The sequence below is a fragment of the Photobacterium sp. genome, assembly GCF_057456235.1.
In genome coordinates this window covers 17,421-28,294 of the sequence record NZ_JBVCPH010000028.1, presented here as the reverse complement: position 1 = coordinate 28,294, position 10,874 = coordinate 17,421, and the positions used below count along the sequence as shown (strand labels likewise).

General features: G+C 47.8%; 9 protein-coding genes and 1 pseudogene. 2 read left to right on the top strand and 8 right to left on the bottom strand.

All coding sequences use genetic code 11. The features are described 5' to 3' along the window. Positions 1-693, top strand: a pseudogene (locus AC2204_RS20340) (bifunctional acetaldehyde-CoA/alcohol dehydrogenase); the annotation flags it as partial. Between the two features lie 110 nt (positions 694-803). Here the strand turns inward: AC2204_RS20340 and AC2204_RS20335 are convergent. The 8 genes from AC2204_RS20335 to cmoA all read right to left on the bottom strand — a co-directional run bounded on the left by AC2204_RS20335 (position 804) and on the right by cmoA (position 8,677). Next, the gene (locus tag AC2204_RS20335) at positions 804-1,493 is read right to left on the bottom strand and encodes an SDR family oxidoreductase (protein WP_318927717.1); all 690 of its coding nucleotides are present in this window, start codon (positions 1,491-1,493) and stop codon (positions 804-806) included. A 211-nt stretch (positions 1,494-1,704) separates the two neighbouring features. Then, positions 1,705-2,214, bottom strand: coding sequence for a VC2046/SO_2500 family protein (locus AC2204_RS20330; RefSeq protein ID WP_318927716.1), 510 nt, complete (start codon positions 2,212-2,214; stop codon positions 1,705-1,707). A 111-nt stretch (positions 2,215-2,325) separates the two neighbouring features. Continuing rightward, the gene (locus AC2204_RS20325) at positions 2,326-3,477 is read right to left on the bottom strand and encodes a MalY/PatB family protein (RefSeq protein ID WP_318927715.1); all 1,152 of its coding nucleotides are present in this window, start codon (positions 3,475-3,477) and stop codon (positions 2,326-2,328) included. 107 nt (positions 3,478-3,584) lie between these two features. Further along, positions 3,585-4,559 carry an alpha-L-glutamate ligase-like protein gene (locus AC2204_RS20320; protein ID WP_318927714.1) on the bottom strand — a complete coding sequence of 325 codons (975 nt, stop codon included), beginning with the start codon at positions 4,557-4,559 and terminating at the stop codon, positions 3,585-3,587. A 2-nt stretch (positions 4,560-4,561) separates the two neighbouring features. Further along, complete coding sequence (locus AC2204_RS20315; RefSeq protein ID WP_318927713.1) at positions 4,562-6,067, bottom strand: inactive transglutaminase family protein; 1,506 nt, start codon at positions 6,065-6,067, stop codon at positions 4,562-4,564. Positions 6,068-6,099: 32 nt separating this feature from the next. Then, complete coding sequence (locus tag AC2204_RS20310; RefSeq protein ID WP_318927712.1) at positions 6,100-6,867, bottom strand: ATP-dependent zinc protease family protein; 768 nt, start codon at positions 6,865-6,867, stop codon at positions 6,100-6,102. Between the two features lie 90 nt (positions 6,868-6,957). Beyond that, positions 6,958-7,932, bottom strand: coding sequence for a tRNA 5-methoxyuridine(34)/uridine 5-oxyacetic acid(34) synthase CmoB (gene cmoB / locus AC2204_RS20305; protein ID WP_318927711.1), 975 nt, complete (start codon positions 7,930-7,932; stop codon positions 6,958-6,960). Between the two features lie 16 nt (positions 7,933-7,948). Continuing rightward, complete coding sequence (gene cmoA, locus AC2204_RS20300; protein WP_318927710.1) at positions 7,949-8,677, bottom strand: carboxy-S-adenosyl-L-methionine synthase CmoA; 729 nt, start codon at positions 8,675-8,677, stop codon at positions 7,949-7,951. A gap of 331 nt (positions 8,678-9,008) precedes the next feature. Here cmoA and aspS point away from each other — a divergent pair, with 331 nt between their 5' ends. Then, complete coding sequence (aspS, locus tag AC2204_RS20295; protein ID WP_318927709.1) at positions 9,009-10,817, top strand: aspartate--tRNA ligase; 1,809 nt, start codon at positions 9,009-9,011, stop codon at positions 10,815-10,817. The last annotated feature ends 57 nt before the right edge of the window (positions 10,818-10,874 follow it).

Genomic DNA, 10,874 nt, shown 5'->3' with positions numbered 1-10,874 from the left:
GGTCAGGCGCTTCAAGCACTTAAGATGCTGAAAGAATACCTGCCATCAAGCTACGCGAATGGTGCTGCTGACCCAATCGCTCGTGAGAAAGTGCACAATGCCGCGACTATCGCTGGTATCGCGTTTGCGAATGCCTTCCTGGGTGTGTGTCACTCAATGGCGCACAAATTGGGTGCTGAGTTCCACATCCCACACGGCCTAGCTAACGCACTGCTTATCTCTAACGTTGTCCGTTACAACGCGAACGATAACCCAACCAAGCAAACGGCATTCTCTCAGTATGACCGCCCACAAGCGCGTCGTCGTTATGCAGAAGTCGCTGACCACCTGGGTCTGTCTCAAGCGGGCGACCGTACCGCTCAGAAAATTGAGCGTCTGCTAACTTGGTTAGAAGAGCTTAAGGGTGATTTGGATATTCCATTATCTATCCAGGCTGCGGGTGTTCCAGAGTCTGACTTCCTGGCGAAACTAGACGAGCTATCAGTTGAAGCGTTTGATGATCAGTGTACTGGTGCAAACCCACGTTACCCTCTAATCAGCGAGCTGAAAGAAGTACTAATGGCTTCTTACTACGGTACTCCTTACGTTGAAGGTGAAACGTTCGAAGGTACGACTGTTATCAAGAAGTCTGAAAAAGATGCTGTAATTGCTGAAAAGACAGCTAAAGCAAAGAAAGAAACAGCTAAAGCATAATCATCTGTTATAGCTAGCGCATTGCTTTTGCCGTAAATCATTAAGCCCGCCATTTTGGCGGGCTTTTTTAGATCAGTAGCAAGTAACGAGTTAGACCCTAGACCCTGCCTTTACCCCACTTCTGCCTCTATCATCCGGCCATTAAAGTAGTCATTTTCTACAATATATTCGACGCTTCGAACGATTTCGTATTGCAGAGGCTGGCTGAAAGGGCTGCTCTGTGAGTGGGATGCCTCATCATTAAACACCAGTGGTACGACGCCGCCCACCCGAATATTAAATTCTGCCAATTCCCTGGCCCAGCTCTGTGTCAGACCTGAAATGACAGCTTTCGAACACTCTGTTATTGGAATCTGGCTATCGGGCTGGTTGGCTGCCAGGTTGATAATAACCCCTGGACAATGATGCTCTCGCATATAGCTTGCCGCTTGTTTACCGAAGGTAAAAAAGGTCGTTGCCACTTCAGTCATCGAGCGGCAAAACACGTCAACAGAAGAGGGGCTGAAAAGTGTTGGCAGATCGGCACCCAGCCAGTAATTAATCAATACATCAATCGAACCATAATGCTGATCAACGTCATTTATTAACCCGGCGATGGTTGGCTCATCCTGCGATGTAAGCAGTAACGGGTAACTTGTTCCGCCAGAAGCCAGGCAAGCCTGGTGAGTCAACTCTAATCGTTCAGCATCAATATCCACTAACGCCAATTTTGCTCCAAGCGAAGCGAAATGAAGCGCAAGAGCTTTCCCCATCGGGCTGCCTGCCGCTGTAATTAATATAACAGAGTGCGCGATATTCATAATCACCATCCGTACCAATAAGGTTCGTCGAAACAACTCTTGTCATAGTGACGTTTTCAGATTGTTTAAAATGTGAAAAAGCACGCATATTGTGTTGTTTTGTTATTAAATGTTAGTAAAGTGTGACAGTGGTTATTGCTGGTTGTGTCAAAGCTATGACGGTGGTCACGAAATATTTATTTGTGTGAGAGAGTCTGGCTTGTTGTGCAATTTATCCGGTTTGATACATCTCGGCATAACGTTTTGATTGTATAAGTGATAAATACAAATCATGTGGAGATGCCTGAATGGTTGCATCTTCTGTCGGAGGCAGGCGGCGGCGTTCATGACCGGAGAGGTTGTGGTATATCTCCTCGGGCATCCCTTTGGTGCCTAATGGCGGAAACGTTAATGCCGTTGGTTGCAGTTCATGAAGAAATTGCGAGCTGGCTAGTCCCCCCTGATGGAAAGCATCGGCTTGGGCGGCCGCTTTTTCGTAGCAGCTCTCGGTGCTGGTTAATGGCTGTGGATCGGGTAATTCAAAATATGCGCGTAATTCCGCCTCTGTATTTCCTTGCACGGGGGGAGCATCGGTCGGGTTCTTTTCCAGGTGATCCGGCGACAGCATGGCCAGCATCAACGCGAAATCAGCCCGGCGCCCACCTTCAACCGCATGGTTGAGCTGGTTGCCGAGCTGCACTTCGTTGATCAGCATTGCTTTATCTAAGGTGTGGATCTGCATCTGATAAAAGAGGTTCCTGGTTACGATATCTGTTTATCGGTCTCAGATGTCAGAACTTTAGATCTAAATAATTAAAGGTGTTGGTATCACTGGATAGTTACTTATTTGACGCTACAGCGCTTCAATAGCAATGCGCATTCGTTGCAAGGCTTGTTCGAGTATTTTAGTGCTGCAGGCAAAATTCATCCGCACAAAATGCGGGTTCCCAAAATCCGCGCCAGATGACAGGCCGACCCCTGCTTGTTCAAAAAACGTAAACGGGTTGGCTACAGGAAGCGCTGAGGCGTCAATCCATGCTAGGTAAGTGGCTTCTATCTGATGCAGCTTCAGATAAGGCATCGCATTTATTTCATGCGCCAACTTTTGCTGGTGAAGTCGTAAATAGGTTAACTGGTCTTCGAGCCAGGGTTGGCCGTGTTCATAGGCCGCTTGAGCGGCAGTATAAGCGAGCACATTTACCTCGGGCACAATGCCTTCTCTCGCTTGACAAAATTGATGCCTTAACGTCGGGTTCGGAATAATCGCCATTGAGACACCCAATCCGGCAAGATTAAACGTTTTACCCGGCGAGATTAACGTTACAGACCGTTGCGCAGCACTTTCACTGAGGCTGGCAAATGGGATATGTTGCAGGTTAGGCTCTAAAATCAGATCACAATGGATTTCGTCTGAACAGATAAGTAAGTCATGCTGTTCGGCTAGGTATAAAACTTGCTCTAGCTCATCGCGGCGATACACGGTACCACCTGGATTCAGTGGGTTACATAACAGTAATAGTGTTGTCTCCGGTGCGAATTCGATTTGGCTGAAATCAACTAACCAGCGATTTTTTTGTAAGGTGACGGGGGCAACAGAAAGCGACCGTTTGGCCTTTTTTACCGCAGAGATGAATGGCGGGTAGATCGGTGCTGGACTGACAACAGTTTGATGCTCTGTGGTTAGCGAACGCACAGCGAGGTTAAGGCCGCAGACTAATCCCGGCAGATACACAATCCACTCGGGCTGTATCTGCCAGTTGAATTTGCGTTGCATTCGTTCTACCAGTAGTTCCGCCAATCGCGGCGGCGGTTGGCCATAACCGAAAATACCGTGATCAATATGTCGATGCAGCGCGTCAGTGATGGCTTCGGGCACTGGGAAGTCACTGTCTGCGACCCACATCGGCAAAATGTCTCTGCCTTTGTATTTATTCCATTTTATGCTGTTGCTCTCGGTGCGATCGATAGCTGCCTCAAACAGCGGATGGGGGGAGTGCACTGTCATGTTGATTCCACTCTGTTCGGTATAGTCAGATATTAATTACATATCTTTCTGATATAAAAAAGCCCTCACATCACTGTCAGGGCTTTTATTATTAATTAGAAGTGGACTTAGAATGCCGGTTTCACGCCAAATTGGTCGGCCGCATAGGCCACTCGCTCAGCAGGTGTCGGCGGCATGTTTGGTATACCTAAGTTTTCTATATGGTGTAAACGAGGTAACAGTCCGCATCCGTTAGCGGTTTGTATCGCCAAACCAGGACGCGCATTAAGCTCAAGCACCATTGGCCCTTTTATCTTATCGAGTACCATATCAGTGCCCATATAGCCAAGCCCTGCCATCTCCCAGGCGCTTGCCGCTAGCGTCAATAATTTAGTCCAATTGGGTACCGAAAGTTCGCTAAGCAACCTGCCCGTATCCGGGTGGCGTTCAATAGGGTGGTCAAACTGTACCGCACGAATCGCTTTACCTGTGGCGATATCGATCCCGACGCCGACAGCGCCCTGGTGGAGGTTGGCTTTACCGTCTGAGGCTGCCGTTGAGCAACGCATCATGGCCATAACCGGATAGCCTCTAAAAACGATAACCCTGACGTCTGGCACTCCCTCATAACTGAAGCCATCGAACACGTCATCAAACTGGATCAGATCTTCAATCATCGCAACATCATTCTTTCCACCGAGTGAAAAGAGCCCCGCCAGGGTATTGGTGATGTGACGCTCGACATCTTGTTTATTGATTTCCACACCAGAGGGTTTGGTATAAATACCATCTTTGTGCTTGATGATAACTAAAATGCCTTTCCCGCCCGAGCCCTGGGCTGGCTTGATCACAAATCCCGGCCAGTTTTTGACCATCTCGTGGACATTTCTGACGCCACCCTGGCTGTGAATGACCCCAATCAGCTCCGGAACCGTCGCACCGGCACGTTGAGCAATCTTCTTCGTTTTGAGTTTGTCATCAACGAGCGGATAGAGACTACGGTCATTGTACCGGCCGATGTAACTGTGGTTTCGCTTATTCATTCCCATAATGCCGCGATCACGCAGCTTGAACGGAGAGGTAAACTGTGAAAACAGTGACATAGTTAGTCCTCCGCAAGTGGTTTGAAGCGACGTAATTCACTTAAGCGATAACCGGTGTAGTTACCGAGCATTAAGATAAGAGCGAGAATAATCAGTTGCATACCAACAAAATTAAAGGTCAGGTGACGTACCATATCGTTGGTCATTGCCAGGTAGACCAGTATTGCGGTGAGCAGTGAACCGCCACCTTGAACCAGGACTTCTTTGGCGCCTTCTTCTTCCCACAGGATCGACATACGCTCAATGGTCCATGACAAGATAATCATCGGGAAGAAGGTAATACTCAAGCCTTCTACCAGGCCGATTTTAAAGGCGACAACGGTGAATACTGAAATGATCATTATTACCGTAATGATTACCGCAGATATTCTGGCTACCAGCAGCAAATTCAAATTAGACAGATAACTTCGAATAATTAAGCCGGTGCCGACGATAAGTAAGAAACCAAGAATACCGGTAAGCAGCTGAGTCTGAACAAACGCCACGGCAATCAATACCGGCATGAAGGTACCGGATGTTTTCAGGCCGATAATAATACGCAGGAAAACCACAACCAAAGCACCGATTGGCACCAGCATAATGGTTTTAAACATGGCCTGCTCTTCAACCGGCAGGCTGTGAATCGAGAAATTCAACAGATCGTCGGCCACGACTTTTTCACGGGTGGCTTGCTGAGGCGTAATATCCTGGGCAATAATCGAAAAGCTGATGTTGGAGTTGTGACCACCGACGACATCTAATAGTGAATGGCTTTGCTGGTTCCAGATTAAAACATCTTTCGGTTTACCTTCGATACCGGTTTGCGGATCGAACAACTGCCACTGTTGACCGTCCCAGAGTTCAACCAGAAGATTGATACTTTGGCGGCGGCGGCCATCTTCAAGTTGCAGGCCACCGACCAGACGGGCATGAATGCCTTCAAGTGAGAGCAAGCTGATGATGGCATCTTCGCGACTCAGGTTGTTAAGCAGCAGTGATGCGTTCTGGTTCTGCTTGTCATTAAACTGTTTTATGAGCTCACGAGTAAACGTCAGGTTGTCTGCTGACAGCTTACGTGCCTGAGTCAGCATCGCGATGGCTGCCGTTTGTTGCGGGTTGTCAAGGCTAACGGCGACAGGATCGCCTTTCGGTGGTATCACCCGATAGCTTGCTTGATCATCAACCAGCATCTGGGTTTTGTAATAGAGGATTTGCTTGCCGGTGGCCTGACGGATTGACCATTCGGCCCGACGGCCATTGTCTGTCTCGATCAGAGCCACCCCATAACCCGGAGAGGATGTGCTTTCATCGATCAGGGTAAACCCCTGTTGTGTTTCAGGGGCTGCCATCGAGATCTTAACCGGATCACCAATGGCGTCAAACTCGATACGTGCTTCGAGTTCCCACAGTGCACGTTCTTCGCCGGGCGTCCACGGCACACCGTAAATAGCATGACGGTATTGGCTTAGCGCAGCACCTGCAATGACGAGCAATGAAATTAAAAAGTAAAACGGTATTCTTGACGTCATAACATCCTCATCATTTCTTGTTAGCGTTTTATCTATTGAATATTCGGCTTGTGAACACTCTGTCCCTGAACATATTGTTTGCCAACATCAACAAGTGCAATGTCTTTAAAAAACTCGCGGCCTAGTAGCACCGGATAAACCATCTGGCTACGATCAGCCAAGGTAAACTGCGTTTTCTCATGCAATGGCCCCAGGTTCACCCATGCTTCAATAACTGGACGTCGACTGGCGTTTTCAGACGTCGACTGGCGGATCTTCACCCAACGTAAAACCGGTGCTTCAACGATCTCCGGCTTGGGCTCATAGACCTCAGAGTTATGGTTCAGATTAAAACGAACCCATTCTTTACCGTCGCGCTCGAAAATTTGGATATCGAGGGCATTCAGTGATGATGTGGTTGCGCCAGAATCAATTCGGGCTTTAAAGCGTGATTGTACTGAGTCTAGCCAAACCCATTCTTCTTCGCCCAGAATAGCTTTACCATGTGCCACCTTGGGATCAGCGACAGGTTTAATGACAGAGGGCGGGATGATATTTGTCTCAACCATGACCTGAGATCTGGTATCGGCACTCGTTTTTTCTCTATTCAAATCTTCTGCAATTGATGATAGCTCTTTTTCAAGATTAGCAATGTATTCATTCTGTTCATTTATTTGTTCTGACATTGCGGTAAGTTGACCGTTAACGTTAGTTTCCATTGCCGTAATGGCATGCAACGTTTTTTCTTGGTCATGCGACGGCGCAAGGGTGCAGCCGGAAAGTATTGCGAAAGTAAGTAACGGTATACTGCGGCGAAGCATGGTGTCTCCCAGAGATACTTCTTATTTTTCTATAGACAGCGATAGTTTAGCGTATAAAAAGGGATGCGAATAGCATCCCTTTGTCAGTGCTTAGTCAGGATTCCTAGCGATCAGGATAGCGCGTTTTGGCGCCGGGTAGCCTTCAATCGTTTTAGTGGGATCTTCCGGGTTCAAGTATTCAGGCAATGAATTGTTTGTCATCCAGTCTGTCGAGCGTTGCTCATCGGTGGTGGTGACACATTCATCAACGATACGAACGTCAACGAAGCCGCACTTCTCCATCCAGACTTTGAGTGCTTTGGCTGAGGGGAAGAAATAGACGTTATGCATTTGGGCGTAACGATGTGTCGGGATCAGAACGTCATTTTCGTCGCCATCAATAACCAGGGTTTCCAACACCACTTCACCATCTTTGCGCAGCTGGTTCTTCAGTTGGATGATATGGTCGAGTGGGGAGCGGCGGTGATACAGTACACCCATGCTGAAAACGGTATCAAAGGCTTTCAGTTCAGGGAGTTGCTCAATACCTAAAGGCAATAAAAAGGCGCGGTTGTCATTGCCCATTAAACGGCGAATCGCTTCAAACTGAATTAAGAACAGGTTGGATGGGTCAATACCAACGGCCAGTTTGGCACCTTCACCCAGCATGCGCCACATGTGATAACCGTTACCACAGCCCACATCCAGCACAGAACGACCTGTTAACGGAGAGATGTGCGGTAACAGGCGATCCCATTTCCAGTCAGAACGCCACTCAGTATCAATATGAATGCCATGGATCTGATAGGGGCCTTTACGCCATGGGTGCAACAGACGTAGCAGGCTTTCCAGACGTTTTTGCTCTCCCGATGCAATAGCGTCTTCATTTTTTACGCTGACAGCATCTTTGAGATCAACAAGATCCGGTTTGTAGGTCGGAAATTTGTTCAATGCCCGGATCCAACGTCCCATATCGCCATGTTCGGCCTCTTCCCAGTCACTTAGTTGCTTTGGCAAAGTATTTAGCCAAGGGCGTAATTGGTCGTGCTGGGCAATCAGCTGATAAAATTCAGAAAAACTAAACATATTGGAACGAAATACCTTATTTAATGGCAAACATAGAGCCGAAGTTGAAACACTGAAACCAGACTTCACTGCTGCTGAAGCCAATATTGGTAAAGCGCGTTTTATGGGTTTCAATATTGTCAGGACGCATGACATTTTCAATGGCACTGCGTTTCTGGCTTATTTCAAGTTCGCTATAACCGTTGGCGCGTTTAAAGTCGTGATGCAAGTCGATCAGCAGCTCGTGCGCACGCTCATCGTCAAAAATATATTTTTCGGAAAGGATCAGGATCCCTCCCGGTCGCAGCCCGGCGTAGATTTTTTCCAGCAGACGCTGTCGGTCTTCCGGTACCAGGAACTGCAGGGTAAAGTTCAGAACAACAACGGAAGCATCGGTGATCTCGATATCACGGATATCGGCTTCTACCACCTGTACGGGGGTGTCTGAACGGTAGGCGTCAATGTGAAGGCGACAACGCTCAACCATGGCGGCTGAATTATCAACGGCGATGATTTCACAGCCTTCTTGATTGATATGACGGCGCATCGACAAGGTTGCGGCACCTAACGAACAACCCAGATCGTAAATCTTCGAATGGGGTTTGGCGAAGCGTTCCGCTAACATGCCAATAGCGGAAATGATATTGCTGTAACCGGGTACAGAGCGTTGAATCATATCCGGAAAAACTTCAGCGACTTTTGCATCGAATGTAAAATCGCCCAGCTTTTCGATTGGTGCCGCAAAAATATTATCGTGGCCTGCCATTCTCACGAACCTCTTAACTAAAAAAACAGGGTTCCCTGAGTTTAACGAAGGTGATCCCTGAAAGGTCGCGTATTGTAGAGAAAATGCGATCATTTGTCTTTAGCGAAATGGTTCTTGGTCTTTTTCATTGAATTATGGCTGTGATTTTTCCTTCATTGGATTTTTTGCTTTATAATGTTTCGTCATTTTTACGTCTCGGCCCCACTTAACATCTTAAATTGGATGAATATTGAACGGTTTGTGGCCGGGAATGAATCAGCCTGTGCAAGGTAAGTAATTCGCTTGCTGAAATCGCTCACAGGAAAGTTAGTAAATAGATCGGGAATTTCATATGCGCACCCAATATTGTGGTCACCTGAACAAGTCCCTAGCAGGACAAACAGTAGAATTATGCGGCTGGGTTAATCGTCGCCGTGACTTAGGCGGTCTGATCTTCGTCGATATGCGAGATCGTGAAGGTATTGTTCAGGTAGTCGTCGATCCGGATATGAAAGATGTATTCGAAGTGGCTAACCAACTGCGCAACGAATTTTGTATTCACCTGACGGGTGAAGTACGTATTCGCCCAGAGAGCCAGGTAAACAAAGGCATGGCGACCGGTGAAGTTGAAATACTGGCAACAGGCCTGGAAATTATCAACCGCTCTGACGTGCTACCGCTAGACTTCAATCAGACAAATACTGAAGAACAGCGCCTTAAATTCCGTTATTTAGATTTGCGTCGTCCTGAAATGAGCGACCGCATCAAGCTGCGTGCGAAAGCATCAAGCTTTGTTCGTCGCTTCCTTGATGACAACGCATTCTTAGACATCGAAACACCGGTTCTGACCAAAGCGACACCGGAAGGTGCCCGAGATTATTTAGTACCGAGCCGTGTCCATAAAGGTAGCTTCTATGCGTTGCCACAATCTCCTCAGCTCTTTAAACAGCTGTTGATGATGTCTGGTTTCGATCGCTACTACCAGATCGTTAAATGTTTCCGTGATGAAGATTTGCGTGCTGACCGTCAGCCGGAATTTACTCAGATCGATATTGAAACCTCTTTCATGAGCGCAGAGCAAGTGCGTGAAGTGACTGAGCGTATGATCACCGAAATGTGGAAAGAGTTACTGGGTGTTGATCTGGGTACTTTCCCAACGATGTCGTATGAAGAAGCAATGCGACGTTTCGGTTCGGATAAGCCGGATCTACGTAACCCGCTAGAGCTGGTGGACGTTGCAGATCTGCTAAAAGATGTCGACTTCAAAGTGTTTGCCGGCCCGGCTAACGATCCGAAAGGCCGAGTGGCGGTGATCCGTGTACCTGGTGGTGCATCACTATCTCGCAAACAAATTGATGAGTACACCCGATTTGCAACTATCTACGGCGCGAAGGGCCTGGCTTGGGCGAAGGTCAATGATCGCGAAGCGGGTCTGGCCGGCATTCAGTCTCCGGTAGCGAAATTCCTGAACGAGGAAGTTGTTGCCGCCATTCTGGAACGTACCAATGCAGAAACGGGTGATATCATCTTGTTCGGTGCCGATAAAAAGCGCATTGTTACGGAATCAATGGGCGCACTGCGCTTGAAGCTGGGTGAAGACCTTGACCTGTCAGATAAGAGTGCGTGGGCTCCACTATGGGTTGTTGACTTCCCGATGTTCGAAGACGATGACGAGGGTAACCTGCATGCCATGCACCACCCGTTCACTTCTCCTTTGGGTGTCACTGCTGAAGAATTAGCCGTTAATCCTGAGAGTGTTAACTCGGATGCATATGATATGGTCATCAACGGTTACGAAGTGGGCGGTGGTTCAGTACGTATCCACAATGCAGAGATGCAAGCGGCCGTGTTTGATCTGCTGGGTATTAACGCTGAAGAGCAGCAGTCGAAGTTTGGTTTCTTACTGGAAGCATTGAAGTACGGTACGCCACCACACGCGGGTCTGGCTTTCGGTCTTGACCGTCTAGTCATGCTGCTATGTGGTACTGATAACATTCGTGATGTTATTGCATTCCCTAAAACAACAGCAGCTTCTTGCCTGTTAACGAATGCGCCAAGTCTTGCGAACCCGGCATCACTCGAAGAGTTGTCTATTGCCGTTGCTATTGCAAAAAAAGATACCGCGAAAGAAAACAATGTTACAGAAAAGAATGCTGAATAAAGACCAAGTACTTTAGTTAAGCGCAGTGTTCTTTTTGGCCAGTGGTTTCACTGGCCA